Raw genomic sequence first — 20,644 nt, 5'->3', positions numbered from 1 at the left:
CTTTTTCAATGTAAACTATTTTCCTGATTTCATATCTCATGCCTTGCATGCGTTACCTGTATGCACTATTCTTTTCGATGCAGCCGTACCTGATCCAGGATAACTGCGAATAGAATCACTCCGCCTACCACAATGTCCTGCCAGGCTGCCTGTACCTGCAGCAGATTCAATCCATTGCGGATCACTCCCATGATTGCCGCTCCGATAAAAGTCCCCAGAAGATTTCCTTCTCCACCGGACATCGAGGTACCTCCGACCACGGTAGCAGCGATCGCATCACCTTCATAGTTCAGTCCTCCGTTAGATAGTGCGGAGCCCAGCCTGCCAGTCAGAATCAGGCTGGCGACAGCGGCACATACGCCGGCTACCATGTAAGTGATGATCTGAAATTTGACAACATTGATTCCTGTTACCTTTGCCGCCTGACGATTGGATCCCAATGCGAAAATGTAGCGGCCGCTGCGTGTCTTTGTCAAGACGATATGTCCGATGATAAAGAGCACAATACTGATCACAATCGGTACCGATAAGGGACCGATCTTTCCGATTCCAAACCAGCGAAGCCCATCCGGCAGCCCGGTAATCGGCTGACCGTTGGTGATTGCGGTGATCAGTCCCCGCATGATCATCTGTCCCGCCATCGTCACAATGAACGGCGGCAGCGACAGTCTTGCAACGATACTTCCCTGAATAAAACCGGTGGCTGCTCCCAGCACCAGAATCGCTGTAACTGCCAGAAAAACTGATCCCGTATTCACCGCGACCAGACTGGAGACAACTGCCCACAATCCGACCTGTGATCCCACTGATATATCGATTCCGCCGCCAATGATGACAAACGTCATTCCAATCCCAAGCACCGCATAACAGGTGATCTGTTTGATAACATTCACAAGGTTCAGTGCAGTAAAAAATTTGTCTGACAGAAAACTTACGATAATACACAAAACGATCAAACTCAATATCGGTCCAATGCTGAATAATGAACTTATCTCTTTAAAAGTCCTTTTCTTATTAGACAATCTTTCCTTCATCAGGTCCTCCTCCTATTTCTTATGACTAACAGCATTTTCATGATGATACCACCTCGCGTTCGACCGCCAATTTCATGATTTCAAATTCATTCAGCTCCTCCTTTTTAAGTTCCCCGGTTATGCGTCCTTCACACATGACCTGAACACGGTTACACATGCCTATAATCTCCGGCATTTCACTTGAAATCATGATAATGGATATTCCGCTGTTACAGATATCGCTCATAATATTATATATCTCCGCCTTAGCGCCGACATCAACACCGCGCGTTGGTTCATCCAGGATCAAAATATCCATATCGGTGGATAACCATTTACCGACTGATATTTTCTGTTGATTACCGCCTGACAGATTGACCAGTTTCTGTGTAAATCTTGCGCACCGTATATTCAGCTTCTTAACAATATCCTGAGTGATGTCCAGTTCCTTTTTCCGTGAAAGCAGTCCTCCGGTCAGGCATTTCTTCAGGCTTGCCAGAGTTAAATTCTCCTGAACATTCATGGAAGTAATGATTCCGTTGCGTTTCCTGTCCTCCGGAACGTATCCCATACCCATCGCCATCATCTGGCTGATATTAGGGGTGCCGACACGTTTACCTTTAATTGTAATCTCGCCTGTTTCGAATTTCTGTAATCCGAAAATACACTCCATAAGTTCCGTGCGGCCCGCGCCGACCAGTCCTGCAAACCCCAGAATCTCACCGCGCCGCAGCTGGAAAGATATATCCTTCAGTCTTTTTGACTGACAGTTTAACCCTCTGACCTCAAGCATGACTTCATCGGTGACCGTATTTAATGTATGGGTATACATATTGGACAAATCACGTCCGACCATATGCTGGATCAACGAGTCCTTGGTCAAATCCCTGGTCTGGAATATTCCTACCAGTTCCCCGTCCCTGAGCACCGTGACGCGGTCTGATATGCGGAAGATTTCATCCATCCTGTGTGATATATAGATAATTGCGATTCCCTGTGCTTTCAGCTCCTCAATGAGTGAAAACAGTTTCTCTGTTTCATTCACTGATAATGGCGCAGTCGGTTCATCCATAATGACGACCCGGCTCTGAACAGACAGACATTTGGCAATTTCGACCAGCTGCTGCTGTGCAACCGTCAGATCACGGATCAGGCGGTTAAGCGGAATCGTAAGCCTTACCTGTTCCGCCAGTTTCTGCGCATTTTTCATTAGCTCCTGCTTGTCAACGAAACCACTTTTCATCGGTTCATTGCTCAAATAAATATTGTCCGCCACATTAAATGCAGGGATCAGATTGAATTCCTGATGCATAATAGAAATCTTGTGTGCAATCGCATCCTGTGTACTCTTAAATTCAACCGGTTCTCCATCGATCAGGTATTCACCCGCATCTTTCGTGTAAACACCCGAAATAATTTTTGCCAGTGTAGATTTTCCCGCACCGTTTTCGCCCATCAGAGCATGCACTTCACCTGGCAGAACTTCAAAATCCACGCCGTGTAATACTTCTACATCAGCAAAAGACTTTCGTATGCCGCGCAGCAACAGAATTGGCTGCTGTGTATTACCTGTCAACACAATCGACCTCCTTTTTGGCTGTTCCGTATCCGTGAATCAGCTGACTTCTTCCACCTGCGATTGCCCTGTTATCTCGACAAACACCTGCATGATCTGTTCCGCGAAAAACTCATCATTAATATGTGCATCTACCTCACGCACATCCAGTCCGCCCAGGCGAACCGCATCCGCAAAGCCCCGGTCAGCAGCCGGATCATAGATCGTCTGCCCCTCGCAATTCTTTTGACTGTACCCGCGAAGCGGTATTACCACTACAGCGTGATGCGAATCTGCGAGGCGGTTGGCGACAAAGGTTCCGGCGGCTTTCATCTCATCATAATCGGCACGGACATGAGTGTGAATCTCGTTATGCTTGTAGTAATGCCGGCTCTTCTTCTCTTCCGGTATCCGATTTGTTCCGTTATATAAAGTAAAGTCCATACCGCCGGGTACAAAAATGAGTGGAATATCTGTATCTGCAACCGGCATCAGACGCTCCGGATAATTGGGCATCAGCCCTCCTGTCAAGCCGTCTGTAATATCATGCGGGGAAATATCTATCACCGCCGAAATATCACCCGATGCCACAAGATTTTCCATCACATGTGCGCCGACTCCGTTACAGTGAAAAATCAATGTCTCATACCCCTGCTTTTTTAAAAGTCCGGTCAGATGTGTTACACAGGGAGTCGTGACTCCCGCCATTGTAATCCCGACTGCTTTTTTCGAACATTTGACGTCCGTACGCGACTTTGCCATTCCGCAGATCGCCCCGGCCGCTTCCTGTAGTATTTTACGCAGCACATAATTCAGTCCCCCGATATCAACGACCGAGTGCATGATGGCCATATCGGATACCCCGACGAAGGGTCCGAATGTAGTATTGCCGTTTGCCACTGTGGAAACCATGAATTTGGGTAATCCTACCGGAAGCTTCTGCATTGCCGCTGTTGCGATCACCGTCCCCTGCACGCCGCCTAACGAGATAACGCCGTCAATCTTTTCACTGTTCAGCAGTTTCGCAAGCTTGCTGTTTAGGGCACGCTGCATGATCTGGATCGCCTGTTCCTTATCGAATTGCGTGAAATCATCACAGGCGACTCCGATTCCCGCCAGCAGCTCCTCCACTTGTATATCCGCATTACGTCCGCCGCAGGTACGCAGACTGCAGTCGATCACAGTAGCCGAACAGCCGTTTTCCTCGATCAGCTCTTTCAGATACTGAACCTCTTCCCCCTTCGTATCAAGGGTTGCTGGAATGACAATCTGTTTCATCAGGTCACCTCCTCCGGTTCGGGAACCAAAACCACTTTAATCCCCATCTCTTCACCCTTTTTTATTTTCTCAAATACCGCAACGCCTTCTTCCAGGCTGTACGCCGTAACGATCTTCTCGTATGGAATGATGCCGTCCTTCAGCGCTCTTAAAGCTTCTTCAAAATCGGACATGTAATGACACTGACACCCGTAAGCAGTCAGCTCCCTGCTTACAAGCTGCCGGAAATTAACTTCTGTAATATCATGTCCCATGGCAATAAACAACAGTTCGCCTCCGGGACTGATCAGTCTGAAGCACTGATCGCGCACCATCGATATCCCGGCACAGTCAATGCACAGATCAGCTTTTTTCCCTGCTGTCATCTTCATGACTGCATCTGCTACGTCCTCCTCTTTTGAATTGACCGTCAGTGCTACGCCGATCGCTGAAGCGGTTTCCAGCCGCGAGGGCACTACGTCAATGACAGCAACATGTCTGGCTCTGGTGAGTGCGACAGATGCCGCCAGTAGACCGATTGCCCCCGCGCCAAAGATCACGACATTGTCGTATTCCTGCTGCTTCAGGCGGTTGAAACCATGAATGACGGTTGCCAACGGCTCCGCGACAACTGCCTGCATTGCAGTTACGCCCTGCGGGGCCTTGATCAGGTATCGGTAATCAACCGCTATCTGTTTTGCGAAACCTCCCGGAAGTTCTGCGCCGTACATCATCGCGTTCGGGCAGAGATTATATCGTTTCTTTTTGCACATCTCACAGGTTCCGCAATATGTCATCGGCTCTACCGTGACGATATCACCGACTGCAAAACCGGTTACATCTTCTGCCACAGCGGCAATCGTACCCGCGAATTCATGGCCAAACAATACAGGGAAATGCCATGAGCTTTCAGAGCCGCGGTATACGTGCATATCAGATCCGCAGATCCCGCACCCGGCAATGTCGAGTATCACGTGACCGGGTTTCAATATTGGTTCAGGCTGATCGATGTATGCAATCCTGCGATCAGCATTCATTACGAGTCCCTTCATATATACCTCCAATTCATGAAATAAGTATGGAAACCTCCTCTGGCTTCATCTGCCGGGAGGCAGGATCTCCTTGCCCAGATGAAATGGGTCATGTGTCATTAGTACAAAGTCTGTCTGTTCTGCCCGCTCAACAATTGTCTCTATGCTCTTCCATAAATCCAGCATATTGCAGAAGCGTCCAGGCGGCGTGATCGGCCAGCCTTTTTGCGGCTCCGGATTCATATTATCCCGCAGAAACATCAGATCTCCTACGATGTAATATACACCGGCCTCCGTCTGGACAGAGACAGCCATATGCCCAGGAGAATGTCCTGGCGTCGGAATCATCGAAATCCCTTGAAACACCTCAGTTTCCCCGTCAATCAAATGGAACTTTCTTCCTGCAAAAGGAGGGGTCAGGCCGGTTGCCGGCGGAAACTCGTAGGATGCCCAGTAAAAGGGCAGCGGGTTGACCGCAAATTCATACTCTTTACGGCTGACATACAGTTCGGCATCCGGAAACTTTTCCAGATTAGAGCAGTGATCCCAATGCAGATGTGTAAACAGGATGGCATCGATTTCATCGGTTGAAACCCCGATTTTTTTCAGTTGTTCATGGATTGCACTGCCCTCTTCCTGGAGCCCGTCATGATGGTATTTTACAGATCTCTCGGTATCAGCCATCCCGGTATCAACCAGATATTTCTTTCCATTTCCTTCGATCAAAAAAGCAAACACCGGCATGTCCAAAACGGTCCCGTGACCGCTGCGAAAAGTCGCGTAGTCCCCTTTGTCCAGGTACTGGTGACCGGTGTTCAGCAGACGGATGCGATAGTTCATAGTCCCTCCTCGCAATAAATGCGTTCCAGTTCAGCAACTGCCAGTCTGTGGCTGCGGCATAATTTTTCGTAATCTCCATGCGGATTATATAATCCCCGCGGACTGCGCCCCGCTCCTTCGGCATCTGATAATTCCAGACAAACCGGACCTTCGTAACCAACATCATGAAGCGCACACACGATTGCATTGAAATCATTCTTGCCTTTTCCGGGACGCCAGTGTACGTTGTTGGCGCCGTGATTGTCCGCCATCTGCACATTGTATATGCGGCTGTTCACCCGATATACAAATATCTCTGCCACTTCTCCGATCATTGAAATATTCGCAACATCATAGGTAACCCCTACATCCTCCAATCCCGGCTGTTCAAGCAGCCTCAGCACCGCATCAGTGTTGCGTGCCCAGGCATAGGGCACAGTTTCAATTGCCAGTTTCAGGCCATGTTCCCTGCAGAGACTGGCAAAACTCTTCACCGTATCCAAATACTCTTCATAGTTTTTTACCAGATCAAGCCCATCCGGAATATCCATGTTCCACACCTGCATGCTGGGACGATAATGCTCGTCAACACAAGTCATCTCACCTGGATAGGACGGCCCTAACGTAATTAACTGAGTTCCCAACTGTGTGGCAGCCGTGATCACCGTCTCAAAATCCTTAACTGCCAATGCACGTTCTTCCGCAATCGGGCTTGAAGCGCCCTCCGGTGTAAAATTCAAATTCGTCAGTCTCAGATCCTTGCTGTCCATCAACGCGCGAAGCGATTTGTTTGTTTCATCGTTATAATATTTCAGCTCTTCACGCCCCTGGATCCGTAATTCGACGCCCTGAAAACCAAGTCCGGCAATTGCATTTATCGCGTCCACGCAAGGCGGCTCCCAATCAAATGCCCATGCTGCTGCAGAATAAACCATAATATTTCCTCCTGTTTTCCTCTTCTTATAAAAGTGTAATTCCTTCTTCTTTACAAACCTGCCGTAAATACTCTGCACTGAGATTATATTCACGGGCGATCAAAACCGGGTCGGAATCCGGGTTTTTAGCAAGCGGATCAACCGGTTCAGCCGGACTGGATGGCAGGCCTGCAGCACCAGGTACGTCTTCCAGCTCGATCGTAATATTTTCATCATATCCAACCGCTTTTAATGCCCGGAAAAATGCGTTCCAGTCTATTTTCCCCTTCCCCGGGCGCCAATGTGCGTTTGTTAATCCGTCGTTGTCTGATACATGAACCCCAAAGATGTGACCGCGCATACGGTGTACGACCTGATCCGGCATTTCTCCCATCGGGTAAAGATGGCTGGGATCAATATTCATACCAACCCGATCCGAGCCTACATGCTCTAAGATGCGCAGCATTGAATCGGCATTCTTCATATAGCGATGCGGATGAGGTTCAAATGCAAGGCGGTGATCCATCGTCTCACATACATCGGCGACTTTGCGGATGCTTGCTATAAAGTCCGAATAGTTTTGATTGAAATCCATGCCAGTCGGAACATCCAGTTCGAAAGTTTCCATGTTTGGACGCCCCATTTCTTTGGGAAACTGCATCTCAAATGGTGTGGGTCCGCAGATAATCATCTTGGGTGAACCAAGCCGGTTGCCAATATCAACAGCCTGCTTGAATTGTTCGATAAACAGCTCACGATTTTCCGGCTGTGCGGATGCTGTCCCGCTCATCCCCAGAAAGATTCCTGTGAGCATCATCCCCTTATCAGCAATCCGTTGTTTCAATTCCGTTACCTTACTATCACTGTAATACTGCATGGCTTCATCACTCCATATGGTAAGCTCCACTCCCTTAAAGCCAAGTTCTGATATCTGATCGATAGCGCTTTCATACGGCGGTATCCATCTAAATGCCCATGTGGTTCCTCCTAAAAACATTTTGTTTCCTCCTAAGTTAATGATTATAGTTTTACCATTTCGTCATATCCCGCCTTCGCCCTGGAACAGATGGTTTTGACATCTTCCTCCCAGTAGTCCCGGTTGAATACTTCAACCGACAGATATCCGTCATATCCGATTTCCCGCAGCACATTCATATATGCGCTCAGATCGAGAATACCCTCCGTCGGATATAGACGGTCTGCATCTGTAAGTCCCTCACCTTCTCCCTCTATGCTGTCGTTGATATGGACGATATACAGCTTTTCTAGCGGTATGTTACAGACGGTATCCATATCGACGCCCACGCGGGAATAATGGAAGGTATCAACCAGGGTGCCAAGGTTTTTTGGATTGCCTGCCAGTTCGATCACCCGGAGCGTGTCGAGCGGATTTTGAAAGACCGTATTTCCGCTTACCGGTTCAATGGCAAGGTTCACGCCATATTTCTCAGCCATTTCTGACAATAATTTCAGTTCCTCCGCATATTTGCGGGAAGCCTGTTCTTTGCTAATCTGGATCGGGCGCCCGTAACCGCAGATCGTCAGCATCTTGCATCCGATCTCGGCAGCGATTTCGAGTCCCTGTTGGATCTCCTTCCGGCACTGCTCGGTATCCCGGTACGGCGAGAATGCAAATGGACAGATGCCAATCGCTTTTACCTTATTTTCTTTAAGAAGCTTCGACAAGTCATCTGCGCTGTTTGTTTTCAGGTAATTCACAACCTTATCCCACCAGAGTTCTAAGCCTTCAAATCCCGCCTCCGCTGCAGCTGCAATCTCAAGTTCCAGTGAGTGTTTCATGCTTGTCGCACCATTTAACGCTGGCTTCAATATTGTTCTCCTTTCTCTCTGCTATATCTGTACTATATTTGTAATATATCACAGAAAATATGATTAGGCAATCACAATATCGGTACCATTCGCATTTTTGTAACTATCACCATAATTAATCAGTAAAAATTAGTCAAACTGCTGTTATTTCAATACATTATGCCTGAATAACGATATGCTGACAGCAAAACAGCGGTATGCCCCTTGTTGGGACACACCGCTGTTTTGTTTGCTGCAGCATATGTTATTGCTTCCAGTTTTGTTTCTTGACCGAGTAATCAATGATGATGACCAGCATGATAAAAATTCCCTTAATGATGCTCTGCCAGTTATAATTGATTCCCCACAGATTCAGCATGTTGTTGATCATCCCGACGATCATTGCACCGATGACCGTACCGATCACATTTCCTGTGCCGCCCGTCAGAGAGGTTCCACCCAGCACAACCGCGGTAATTACATCGAATTCACTCGACTCCCCGGAGGCCGGAATACCGGAATTCATGCGCGCCATAAAGACGACAGCTGCGACCGCCGTGAAAACACCATCCAGAATGTAGGTTTTCATGATGACATGTTTGACACGGATACCGGATGCCCTGGATGCTTTCACATTTTCACCCACGGCAACGACCTGTCTTCCGAATCCGGTCTTGTTTACGATTGCCCAGATGATAAAAAATCCCATCACCATGATAAAAACCGGAACCGGGATCTTTCCTACCATCCCCTGCCCTATCACGGTATATTTCCCGAGGTTTGTGATCGGAGCGCTGTTTGTGAAGACCATAGCCGCTCCTCTCGAGATCATGCTGACGATCAGTGTTACAATGAAGGAGGGAATTCCGAATCTGTTGACAATAAAGGCGATAAACATCCCGATCAGAGCTCCCAGAAGCAGAGCCGCAAGGATTGCCAGCACAATATTTCCAGTCACGACCATAACTTCACAGGAGACGCATCCGATCAGAGCCATTTCGGACCCGTAGGCAACATTGATATGACCGAGCATGATGATGACTGTCGCGCCGTATGCCATCAGTGTAATATAGGAGATCTGCCGCAGGATACTCGTCGCATTAAATCCGCTCAGGAAACCGGGACAGAAAATAGCTCCGCATACGATCAGTATGGCCAGAATCCAAAGACTGCTGTAAAAAAAATATTGACTCTCCCTCTTGCTATTCATAACGTTGTATCCTTTCCATTAACACGCCTGCTTTTGTGAGAATCAGATGCCGTCCGTGCAGCTGCGGCATCTTCATTCTGCTCCCGGTAAGGATCAGAACCGAAATCCCGCGGTCGGCGGTCATCTGAATATTCTTCAGAGACTCCTCATTCATATTGATACATCCGCCGATAAACGGGTTGACCAGTACCAGCAGTTTCGGATGAAAGATCATGAAACGGCAAAAAAGTACTTTCTGCAGCTCCATTTCCGTCAGTTCACCTAATCGTTTATCGCAGATATCTTTTCCGAAAACAGAATTTATCGTATTGCGTATGCTGTCCCTGTATCTTCGCTTCCACCAGATTGCCTTGAGATAGTTGCCTTTGACAATACAGACATTTTCCAGTACCGTCATCTGATAAAACAGTGTCTGTGTATAGGAAATATTCTCAATGAACCCAACTCCATGTTCTATTGCATCTTCCAGGCACTTCGGCGCGAAATTTCTGGAACCGATTGTCATCTTCCCATTTCTCACCTGCGTTTCGCCGCTCATGACCTTGTAAAAATGCGATAGTCCCTCTTCCTCATCACAGTGAATGCAGACGATCTCACCGCTGTAAATGTCAAAACTGGCACGAAACAGATAATTCTCGGAGACATGTTCCATTCGAAATGCCAGCTGGCTGCGCTGTGACAGCTGCCCGAAACGAAGTGATTTTTCCGGATTTCCCAGCAGTATTCTGGTGATGGAATTTTCGTCAAATTCAGACTGTCCAAAAATGCGCGCCGTCCTGCCATTCTTTATGATCAGCAGCTGATCCGAAAAGTGAAGTGTCTGTTCGAGGACCGGATTCCATACGATAAATGTGATATTGCGCTCTTTCATTTTGGTGATCAGCTCAAACAGCTCGTCCACTTCTTCCGGCAGCAGACTGTTGCTTCGAATATCAACAAGCACCAGCTTCATCCCCATCGTATAAGCCTTCAGAAGCTCAATCTTAAACTGTTCCATGTGGCTCAACCGCGAGACGGACGTGTGAATATCGATGTTTATGTGAAACATATCGAACAGAATCTCCAGCTTTTTTTCAAGCTTTTCCAGGTCCAGGAACCGTTCTTTATAGTCCCTTGAGATGACAAACAGATTTTCTGCCAGCGACAGGCTGCTGATCAGATGAGAACTGCCGTCGATCACGGTTACATTTTCTCTGAGAACCTCCGGTGCATCCTCCTCGCATACCTTCCGCTCATTGATATAAAAGGTTCCGTAATCCAGTCTTTGTTTCCCCTGCAGAATCTCCCAGAGCAGCTCCAGCTCCTGCTGCTCACCGGACATGATTCCGCAGGTCTTATTTTTAAATACCTGGATCTGAACACCCGCGAGAATGTCATACCCATCTACATTTTTCATACCGTTTTCGATTTTCAGTAATTCTTCCTGCATAAGCTCTCCTGCTATTTTGGTTCATTTACGATAGGGAGTGTCAGCTTGACGTCTGTGCCAACACCCTCATTACTGTAAACATACATTCCGAATTCATGACCGAACAAAAGTTTGATCCTGCTGTTGACGTTGACGAGTGCAATGCCCTTTTTCTTCTGCTCCGCATTTCCCAGACCCGCTTCCGCATGTGTCAGCTTCAGATTCAGCACTTCCACCGCTTTCTGTGACATGCCGACGCCATCGTCGACAATGTCGATGATCAAGGTTTTTCTCGTCATCTGGATACGCAGCTGAATGCTTCCTCGTTTGTTGCGTATCTCCAGTCCGTGGTAGATTGCGTTTTCAACAATGGGCTGCAGTACCATACGCGGAATGTACAAATCCTGGAGCTGTTCCCGGTCTTCCTCATAAATAACGGAAAACTGCAGGGCCTCTCCGAAACGATATTTCTGTACGGTAATATAAGCCTGCACATTGCGCAGTTCTTCCGACAGTGTGGCGAACTGCTCCAAATTGGAGATGGAATAAGCAAAATAGGTTGACAATGCCTCTATCGTATCCGAGATGTTGTGAAGTCCTGCCATCAGAACGTCTCCCCTTATGGCATCCAGCGTATTATAAAGAAAATGCGGGTTGATCTGGTTCTGAAGCGCCAGGTATTTTGACTGCTCAACAGAAAGCTTCAGAGATTCTTTCTTATCAAGCAGCGCCTCAAGCTTGGCAAGGGCGATTTCCAGTTCCGGAGTAAACGGATAAGGAAGCGCAAATACATCCTCAAACACAATGCCTTTGTTGAAATTATCCAGAACTCTCCGGGATTTCAGATAAGGTATCACGAGATAATTATAAGTAAAAATCAGAAACCCCAGGACAAGGAGCAGCAGTATCATCCCCGTCATCCTGCCGCTGTCAAATGCCGCTTTATTGTTTTCTTTTAACTCATTTAAAAGAAACATATTATAAATTGTTATCAGAAGGGCAAGCGCCGCAAGCAGGGCTGCACATATCTTAATCCGCTTTTTCAGGGAAGACCCCGTATCGTTACGATCCATATAAACTCCTGCTACATAATATATAGTTTGCGATAGTCTTTCGGCTTCAGTCCGCTGTATTTCTTAAATGCTCTTGAAAAATATTTGTCATCGGTGTACCCGACTTCTTCCGCGATCTCCGCGATGGATTTATCTGTCTCCGACAACAGCTGCTGTGCTTCCAGCATCCGCAGCTCCGTCAGATATTCCACGAAATTTTTACCGGTTTCCTTTTTAAAGAGTCTCGAAAAGTAAGATGAATTAAACCCGACGATGCAGCTCACCTGTTCCAGATCGATGTCTTCCTTGAAATGTCTGGCAATGTATTCTCTCGCCTCACGGATCGGTTTGCGGCTGATACTCTCCTGCTTTTCTTTCAGCCTGGCAAATACCTGTTCGAGAAACTGCCGCAGGTCATTTGACATCTGCTCCATGCGGCAGCTGTTGTGCAGGCATTCATTTACTTTTGCTTTCCACTCCTCGATCTCATCCTTTGAAAATTTCGCATTCATTCCCGTGAAGACGATGGTGTAGACCTCACGAAAAGTTTCCAGAATTTTATATCCTGTCAGGTCCTCTTCAGCTTTCAGCTTCATCATGACACCCTCAAGCAGGGAGCAGGCTCCGTCGTAATCGGTATTTTCAAGAGCCTGAAACAGGACTTTCTGAAATGTATAGTTGACGAAATGACTTCGGTTTTCATCCGTCAGTTTCTCCGGGCATTCATAGATCCCGCTGTCCGTCTCCTTTAATATCCGTTCCATCAGCGCATAGTAAGCCTGATGCATGGAGACCGGCAGTTCTTTGAGTGTATCCGTCACATTTCCCTTACCGATCGAAATATGACAGAGAGATGTCGGTATTTTGATCATTTCGCGCAGCTCAAAGATCACCGTCCTGAAATGCTCGTTGATTTCTTCTCTCCCGGAATCATCAAAATTGATAACCGCCAGCAGGATATCCTCATACAGCCCAAAGCAGCACACATACTGATCCTCTTTCAGATTATTTTCCAGTGTAACTCCCGCTTTTTTCTGAAAGAAATCCTTTACTTCTTCAAATGAAAAACGTTCCTCGGGAAGATCGGCCTTCATCGCGATACATATAAAATATTTTTTGACAAAATCACGATGCAGTTTTTCACTGCAGTACGTCAAAGTAAGATGTGAAGGATCCGCAGACTGAAAAAGAAGGTGATTCACAAATTCCTCGCGCAGCTTGATAGCGGTTGTCTCCACATACTGTTTCAACCTCGTCTGCTCCTGTACTGTCTGACGTTTCTGATCCTCGGCGTCAATGATACGCAGCAGCGCAGCGGTCAGCTCATCTTTCTTGATCGGCTTCAGAAGATAATCTTCCGCACCATACTTCAGGGCATCCCTGGCATATTCAAATTCCCGGTATCCGCTGATGACAATGAATTTCATATCGGAATTCGTGCTCTTCACTCTTTTAATGATATCGATTCCGTTATATTCCGGCATGCAGACATCTGTGATTACGATGTCGGGCTTGTCCGTCTCGATCACCTTCAGAGCTTCCCATCCGTTGTGTACAATATTCAAAATTTCAAGTCCCAGTGCTTCCCAGTCTACAAGACATTGTATCAGCCGGCAGATTCCAATCTCATCGTCTGCTATTAAAACTTTCATTTTTTCTTCCTTCCCATGAATTTCATGTACTGTTCCAATTATACTATATTTTCATAAAAAACAGAAGGAAAACTGTTTTCGCAGCTTTCCTCCTGTTTTGAAGAGAGTTTAAAGAGTATTAGGAAGCAGCTTCCAGACTTTTTGCAATTGCAAGACGTTTTGCTTTTGCATCCATCTGTCCGCGCAGTACGTCGATAAATACCGCAATGACAATGACAGCGCCGATAACGATCTGCTGTAAATCCGAAGATACACCAATGAGGTCACATCCGTTACGGATAACGGCAATCATCATGGCTCCGACTAATGTACCCCAGACATTACCTTTTCCGCCGAGGAAAGAAGCGCCGCCGATGATACAGGAAGCGATTGCATCCAGGTCACCTTCCAGCGAAGCCAGCGGAACTGCTGAATTCAGTCGTCCCATGTACACAATACCGGCAACTGCACAGAAGAAACCGGAAGTTGCGTAGCAGAAGATCTGGACACGGTCTGTGTTGATTCCTGCAAGTCTTGCCGCCTCGGAATTTCCTCCGAATGAGAAGATCTTACGGCCAAGGCCGGTTCTTGTCAGGAAGATATGCATCACTATGTAAAGAACAATTGTCATAATAAAGGAAAGCGGAATCTTGCCCACATTCGTAACACCTACAAAGGTAACGCCTTTCGGGAAACCTGCGATTGCAGTAGCCCCTGTGATCAGCAGTGCCAGACCACGGCAGACGTTTTTCATGCCGAGCGTTGCGATAAACGGATGCGGCAGATGCAGTTTCGTCAGAAGAACACCGTTGAATGCTCCTGCAAGTGTTCCCACAACGAGACACACAAGGATCAGAATCAGCGGATTCTGAATATTGAATTTCTGCATCACCACACCGGAGCAGCAGATCGAGATTGCGAGCAGTGATCCGGCGGAGAGGTCGATTCCTCCGAGCAGGATAACACACAGCATACCGACTGCCATCAGTGCGATGATCGGTGTCTGACGCAAAATGTTCATGATATTGGCAAAGGCAAGGAACCTTCCCTCAGTTGCGATCGCGAGCCCGATGCATACAACAACAAGTGCCAGCAGCGGTCCTAATTTTCCGATAAATTCTTTTACATTGCTTTTATTTTCTTTCATGATAGATTCCCTCCCCATGCAGCTTTCATAATCGATTCCTGATTGAAATGCTCAGAGTTTCTGTCCAGTTCGCCCATGACTTTTCCCTCCCGCATTACGATCACGCGGTCGCTCATGCCAAGGATTTCCGGAAGTTCTGAAGATATCATGATGACACATTTCCCTTCTCTGCAGAGCTTGTTCATAACATGATATACCTCAATCTTGGCACCGACATCGATACCTCTTGTCGGTTCGTCAAAGATATAAATATCCGCATCCGTATTGACCCACTTGGCAATTACCACCTTCTGCTGGTTACCGCCTGACAGTGTTCCTGCGGGTGTCTCGAGTGTCGGCGTTTTTATCTTATACGTCTCGACATTCTCCTGCCCAATCTTCTGATATTTCTTCTGATCCAGGAATCCGTGCCTTGTATCTTTATCGATCGTTGCAAGAAAAAGATTGTTTTTCACAGATGCATCCAGAATCAGGCCCTCACCTTTTCTGTCTTCCGTCAGAAAGGCGATCTTATGGTGAATCGCATCTTTTGGAGAATGAATACTGGTCTTTTTCCCTTTAATGTAGATATCACCGGTGTCCTTCGGATCTGCGCCGAACAGAGCACGCATGGTCTCTGTTCTTCCCGCGCCTACCAGCCCGGCAAATCCCAGTACCTGTCCGGCGTACGCTTTGAAACTTACGTTTCTCAACACACCGACACTGTTAAAGTTCTCTACCCGTAGAAATTCTTCACCCTGCGGAAAGATTTCTTTTGGAAACAGATCATCCAGGCTTCTGCCGACCATGTCCGCTATCAGACTGTCATTTGTCACCTGCTTCACCGGTTTTGTACTGATGTGCTGTCCATCCCTCATAACGGTGATGCAGTCACAGATCTCAAAGATTTCTTCCAGTTTATGTGATACAAAGACAATCGCGATTCCCTTGTCTCTCAGGATATTGATTGTTTTCATCAGCTGGATTACTTCATTTGCAGACAGTGATGATGTCGGCTCATCCATGATAATAAGACGAGCGTCTGACAGAATCGACTTTCCAATTTCAACCATCTGCTGAACGCCAAGTCCGAGCTTTCCGCAGAGTGTGCGGGGATCGATCTTCTGACCCAGCTGTTCCATGATCTCCGCCGCTTTTTTATGCATATAATTATAGTCCAGAAGGACTCCTTTTTTCTTATAATAATTGATAAACAAATTGTCTGTAATACTTAAATCCGGTACAATATTCAGTTCCTGATAAATACATCCTACCCCGTATTTTTTCGCAATATTGGGATTCGACAGCACTACCTCTTTGCCGTCTATGATAATCTTTCCTTTTTCCGGCTGATTGACACCCGTAAATACTTTGATCAGCGTGGATTTGCCGGCACCGTTTTCACCGATCAAACCATGTACTTCACCGGTTCTGATCTGAAAGGACATATCATTCAATGCAATAACGCCAGGAAAGTATTTGGTAACATTCTGTAATTCCATGATTACTTCGCCCATGCTTATAACCACCCTCCTCTTCTAAGATATTACGTCCAGGGAGCAAAAGCTCGATGGACGTAATACGAAACGACATTCTGCGAACGCTTATTCTGCTGATTTCACCTTTGCTTCCAGATCTGCTTTAAATTCTTCTGCATTCTCTGCAGTGATGATCTTCTGTCCGGAATCGATGACAGCGTCTACTTCTTCGCCGTTCATGATCTTGATTGCAGTTTCAATTCCGAGTACACCCATGTCATATGGAGCCTGTGCGGTAGTTCCCAGCATCTCGCCAGCAGCAACTTTTTCACTGACAGGAATGGTTCCGTCAAATCCATAGACCTTTGTATCTGTTCCAGCAGCAACAACTGCGTTGTATGCGCCGGTCGCCATAGAATCGGCTGTTGTGATGATCAGATCTGCGTCCGGATATTTCTGGAGCAGGTTTTCACTGACACTCATACCTTTTTCTTCTGTTGAATCAGCTGCCTGAGATTCCAGTACTTCTACGCCTGCTTCTTCCAGACCGGCTTTGATTCCGGCTTCTCTGGCATCGTGTGTGGCATCTCCGAGACGTCCTCGCAGGATGATTGCTTTTGCACCTTCGCCAACCTGTTCGCCAGCCCACAATGCGCCTTCTTTCGCTGCACTTTCATTACCTGTTCCGATAAAGGATACTTTATCCGGAAGAGAAGAATCGGTATCTACAGCGATAACCTTGATTCCGGCATCAACTGCATTCTGCAATGCCGGAAGTACCGTCTCATCATTGGAAGGAGCAACACAGAGCACATCCACGCCTGCTGCTACCAGTGTCTCAATGTTCTCCACCTGTTTTGCCACGTCACTCTCTGAGTTCGGAGCGATGAAGGTAAGGTCCACATTATTTTCTTTTGCCGTTGCCTCAGCGCCGGCTTTTACAAGAATCCAGTACTGGTCCGCCAGGGATTTAACGACGAATCCGACTTTGATCTCTTTATCTGACGCGTCACCGGTGTCTTTGTCTGCGGCATCATCTCCAGATGTATCCTCAGAAGCTTTATCAGTCGATGCTGTATCCGTTGATGCAGTTGAAGAAGAATCCTCTTTACCGCCGCATCCTGCCAGCATTGTTGCCGTTAAAGCGAGTGCACATAAAATGCTAATATACTTCTTTTTCATCCTATACCTCCCAAATATTCGATTCGTTTTCATTTTTTTGATTTTCTTTGGTATCGCGATCACCATTTGACATAAAGAATCTTATCATGTGAGGTGAAAATATAACACTCACTTTTTTGATAAAAAGTGGACTTTTTTTACTTCTTCTGCAACATGAAAGCGGCAGAGACATTTGCCCTGCCGCTTGATTTTACTTGCTGTATTTTAAAAATCAGGCATTTGACCGTCCGGTTGCATCTGCCAGAACCTCATAAAGCTGTTCCACCTCGAACGGCTTGGATAAAAATCCGGTCATACCTGCGGCTTTTGCCTTATCCCTGTCTTCCTGGAATGTGTTCGCCGTCATCGCAAGGATGGGGACCGATTCTGCATCAGGCCGGGACATCACACGGATTGCCGATGCGGCATCCAGGCCGTTCATGACCGGCATGTTAATATCCATAAGAATCGCATCGAAACTTCCCGGCAGGCTCCGCTCGAAGATATCTGCGGCTATTTTTCCATTCTGAGCCCTGATAACCTTTACCCCCTGTAATTCCAAAATTTCTTTCGCAATATCTGCATTGATATCATTATCCTCTGCCAGAAGTACTTGAAGTCCTTCGAGTGAATAGCCCGATACACCTTTCTGTTCTTCTTGTTCGGGAATCTGTCCGGCATAAACGGGCATATGCAGCGTGAAGAAAAAGAGGGATCCAACCCCCGGCTGGCTGTCCACCCTGAGTTCACCGCCCATCAGCCGGACCAGGCTGGCGCTGATCGCAAGCCCGAGTCCCGTACCGTTTGCAGTCCTCTGGTTGACCTTCGCCTGTTCAAAAGCATTGAAAATACGTTCTCTGTCCTCCTCACGGATGCCAATTCCTGTATCTCTAACCGAAAAATACAGGACGGCTGATCGGGAATGACTGTCTTCCTGTCTCACGGTCAGCTCGATCGTACCGCCGTCTTCCGTAAACTTGCAGGCGTTAGACAACAGATTGGTAAGTACCTGCTGCAGACGCATCTTATCACCTTCGAACATCGTCTCCTTCAGATCACACGTTATAAAAAACTTCATCTGCCTGCTCTTAACCAGTGCCTGAAACATATGATTCATCTGTGACAACACACTGTTCATATCAAATGGAGCGACCTCCATCTGCATCTTCTGACTGTCAATCTTCGACATATCCAGAACATCATTGAGCAGTGACAACAGGAATTTTGCAGAGGCATCGATCTGCTCCAGATTCTTCCTGATCCCATCCGGCACTTCTCTCTGCATTTTCGTCAGACCGGTCATGCCGATAATCGCATTCATCGGAGTCCGTATCTCATGACTCATCCTGGACAGAAAATCGGATTTGGCCTTACTCGTCTCCTCCGCCTTTTCCAGCTGCATTTTCATGATTTTCACCCGGGAGCGATAGGAAATCACAAGAATAACAATCACAGAAAAAAGCAGGATGATTCCCACACAGATGCCGACCACAAGAACAGGGTTCGTGTACAATAACGTTTTTAAAGTAGCGGTGCTCTTTCGCCTTCCAAGTGTATTCTGGCCGATGATATTTGACTTCTCCTCATCAGATAAATTGTTGATTGCCTTGCTCAGCACCGAATACAGAGGCACATTCACCGGTGTATCATCCATCGCTATGGAGAGCTCCTCATTCATATCCGTGTCTGCAGCCAGAACGATATTCGTATAGTAATCTTCTGCATACATGCCTTCCATAAATGCGGTGGGAATCTTCGTGTAATCGGCTTCCCCTCCATTGACAGCTTCCAGGCACTCCTTATAGGAGGAATAATACCGAATTGTATCCTTCTTTCCCCATGTCTTCAGCGTATGGTCTCTGGGAAGGGCCATCACCTTTCCTTCGTCACGGTCATAACTGTTCTTATTCCTTAAAATCACAGAATTCAGTGACGCATAACTGGCAGTACGAATCACTTCCAGCTCCTGCGCTGAATACTCGCTTTCCATGAATCCATTAAATATATCTGCTCTTCCGTCCTTTACCATCTCAATGGCCTGCTCATAGTTATCTGCGTGGACAAATTCAAAGGTCAGTCCGGTTCTGCCGGCGATCAGCTCCATGGAGGTCAGTGCAGCACCCTTATCTTCCCCGTCCTGTTCATAGCAGATAGGATATCTCCCTTTCACAACCGATACTTTCACAGGTCCGTTCTGTTCAATGAATTTTTTTTCATCTGCGGTGAAAGATATAGAATTAATGTACTCATCCGGATAGTATTTCCTGTACAGCTCTTTTGCAAAATCAGGATTTGCCGCATAGATTGACTCCATCGCTTCGCTCAGTTCCCTGCACAACCCGGTCTCCGTCTTTGACGTAACGATATACGTCGGCTCCGATTCAAATTTTGCCGCCACGTTATAATCGTCCGTCATATAGACATCGCTTCCCAGCATTAGATCAATTTCAGGATTACTGAGGCATCTTTTATATTCCTCCAGATCATCAAAAGTCACGATTTCTGCCTGGATCCCGTTAAAATGCAGGAATTTTTTCAGCCGTTCGATCTTATCATCAGCTTTCGAATAGGCACCGATTTTCTTGCCGTTTAATGTTGTATGGTCGAAGCTCTGAATGCTCTCATCATCTTTGCGGTAAATCAGCAGGGAATAATTGAATCCCGCACTGTATCGGGGATAATTATAGATTTCTGCAAGTGTATCCCTGTAGTACATGCCTCCCATCAGATCCCATTTCTCCACGTCTGTTTCACCCAGCAGGTCTTCCGGCACCTCATCTATGAACTCATACTTCCAGCCTGTATACTTGGCAATCTCCGTCAGCCACTCATACACTACCCCTCCGCGGGTGCCATCCTCATATGTTTCATTAAGTCCAGCGGCCTCCGGAAATGCTACCCGGACAACCTTCCGCTCTTCCTCTGCCCAGACTTGTATCACACTCACGGTAAGCGTTAAAATTACGGTCACGACTGACAGAAATTTTATAAATTTTTTCATGATTGTCTTTTGCAACCTCCCGTTCGCGTTTCACGTTTTAAAGAGCTTTATATTGTTTCATTTTATCATAGCCTGACGGAAGGTGCAAACTATTAGACATTTTCTACAGGGAATTTTATGAATCGAAAAACAGCCGGTTTATCCCCGGCTGTTTCCAACAATTGTTTTTATGAAAAACA

Annotated in this window: 16 protein-coding genes; all 16 read right to left on the bottom strand. The window is 46.8% G+C overall.

All coding sequences use genetic code 11. The annotated features are described in order from the left end of the window. Nucleotides 1-65: 65 nt before the first annotated feature. The 16 genes from NQ502_RS18800 to NQ502_RS18725 all read right to left on the bottom strand — a co-directional run bounded on the left by NQ502_RS18800 (nt 66) and on the right by NQ502_RS18725 (nt 20,465). Nucleotides 66-1,034, bottom strand: a complete 969-nt coding sequence (locus NQ502_RS18800) for an ABC transporter permease (protein WP_044983079.1) — start codon at nt 1,032-1,034, stop codon at nt 66-68. A 37-nt stretch (nt 1,035-1,071) separates the two neighbouring features. Next, nucleotides 1,072-2,592: a sugar ABC transporter ATP-binding protein gene (locus NQ502_RS18795; RefSeq protein ID WP_242830244.1), complete on the bottom strand. Its 1,521-nt coding sequence runs from the start codon at nt 2,590-2,592 to the stop codon at nt 1,072-1,074. A 36-nt stretch (nt 2,593-2,628) separates the two neighbouring features. After that, on the bottom strand, nt 2,629-3,846 hold the full coding sequence (locus NQ502_RS18790) for a Tm-1-like ATP-binding domain-containing protein (RefSeq protein WP_044983077.1): 1,218 nt from the start codon (nt 3,844-3,846) through the stop codon (nt 2,629-2,631). Then, entirely contained in the window at nt 3,846-4,877 is a 1,032-nt protein-coding gene (locus tag NQ502_RS18785; protein WP_049898063.1) for a zinc-dependent alcohol dehydrogenase, read from the bottom strand. Before NQ502_RS18785 ends, NQ502_RS18790 begins: the two co-directional genes overlap by 1 nt. Before the next feature lie 45 nt (nt 4,878-4,922). Beyond that, nucleotides 4,923-5,696: an N-acyl homoserine lactonase family protein gene (locus NQ502_RS18780; protein WP_049898062.1), complete on the bottom strand. Its 774-nt coding sequence runs from the start codon at nt 5,694-5,696 to the stop codon at nt 4,923-4,925. Next, nucleotides 5,693-6,610, bottom strand: a complete 918-nt coding sequence (locus NQ502_RS18775) for a sugar phosphate isomerase/epimerase family protein (protein WP_028527990.1) — start codon at nt 6,608-6,610, stop codon at nt 5,693-5,695. Before NQ502_RS18775 ends, NQ502_RS18780 begins: the two co-directional genes overlap by 4 nt. 25 nt (nt 6,611-6,635) lie before the next feature. Beyond that, on the bottom strand, nt 6,636-7,586 hold the full coding sequence (locus tag NQ502_RS18770; protein ID WP_028527989.1) for a sugar phosphate isomerase/epimerase family protein: 951 nt from the start codon (nt 7,584-7,586) through the stop codon (nt 6,636-6,638). Nucleotides 7,587-7,609: 23 nt separating this feature from the next. Then, entirely contained in the window at nt 7,610-8,419 is an 810-nt protein-coding gene (locus NQ502_RS18765; RefSeq protein ID WP_028527988.1) for a sugar phosphate isomerase/epimerase family protein, read from the bottom strand. A gap of 244 nt (nt 8,420-8,663) precedes the next feature. Then, nucleotides 8,664-9,608 carry an ABC transporter permease gene (locus NQ502_RS18760; RefSeq protein WP_044983076.1) on the bottom strand — a complete coding sequence of 315 codons (945 nt, stop codon included), beginning with the start codon at nt 9,606-9,608 and terminating at the stop codon, nt 8,664-8,666. Further along, nucleotides 9,601-11,037: an ATP-binding cassette domain-containing protein gene (locus NQ502_RS18755; RefSeq protein ID WP_028527987.1), complete on the bottom strand. Its 1,437-nt coding sequence runs from the start codon at nt 11,035-11,037 to the stop codon at nt 9,601-9,603. Before NQ502_RS18755 ends, NQ502_RS18760 begins: the two co-directional genes overlap by 8 nt. An 11-nt stretch (nt 11,038-11,048) precedes the next feature. Further along, complete coding sequence (locus tag NQ502_RS18750; protein WP_028527986.1) at nt 11,049-12,089, bottom strand: sensor histidine kinase; 1,041 nt, start codon at nt 12,087-12,089, stop codon at nt 11,049-11,051. An 11-nt stretch (nt 12,090-12,100) separates the two neighbouring features. Next, nucleotides 12,101-13,720, bottom strand: coding sequence for a response regulator transcription factor (locus NQ502_RS18745; RefSeq protein ID WP_028527985.1), 1,620 nt, complete (start codon nt 13,718-13,720; stop codon nt 12,101-12,103). 118 nt (nt 13,721-13,838) lie between these two features. After that, nucleotides 13,839-14,846, bottom strand: a complete 1,008-nt coding sequence (locus NQ502_RS18740) for an ABC transporter permease (RefSeq protein ID WP_148511898.1) — start codon at nt 14,844-14,846, stop codon at nt 13,839-13,841. Then, nucleotides 14,843-16,342, bottom strand: a complete 1,500-nt coding sequence (locus NQ502_RS18735) for a sugar ABC transporter ATP-binding protein (protein ID WP_028527984.1) — start codon at nt 16,340-16,342, stop codon at nt 14,843-14,845. Before NQ502_RS18735 ends, NQ502_RS18740 begins: the two co-directional genes overlap by 4 nt. A gap of 87 nt (nt 16,343-16,429) precedes the next feature. Beyond that, nucleotides 16,430-17,485, bottom strand: coding sequence for a sugar ABC transporter substrate-binding protein (locus NQ502_RS18730; RefSeq protein ID WP_028527983.1), 1,056 nt, complete (start codon nt 17,483-17,485; stop codon nt 16,430-16,432). Nucleotides 17,486-17,696: 211 nt separating this feature from the next. Next, complete coding sequence (locus NQ502_RS18725; RefSeq protein ID WP_049898061.1) at nt 17,697-20,465, bottom strand: ATP-binding protein; 2,769 nt, start codon at nt 20,463-20,465, stop codon at nt 17,697-17,699. Nucleotides 20,466-20,644 lie beyond the last annotated feature (179 nt).

Source organism: Ruminococcus gauvreauii (assembly GCF_025151995.1).
Classification (GTDB): Bacteria; Bacillota; Clostridia; order Lachnospirales; family Lachnospiraceae; genus Ruminococcus_G; species Ruminococcus_G gauvreauii.
The sequence above is the reverse complement of the archived record's forward strand: the minus strand, read 5'-3'. Positions and strand labels throughout refer to the sequence as shown.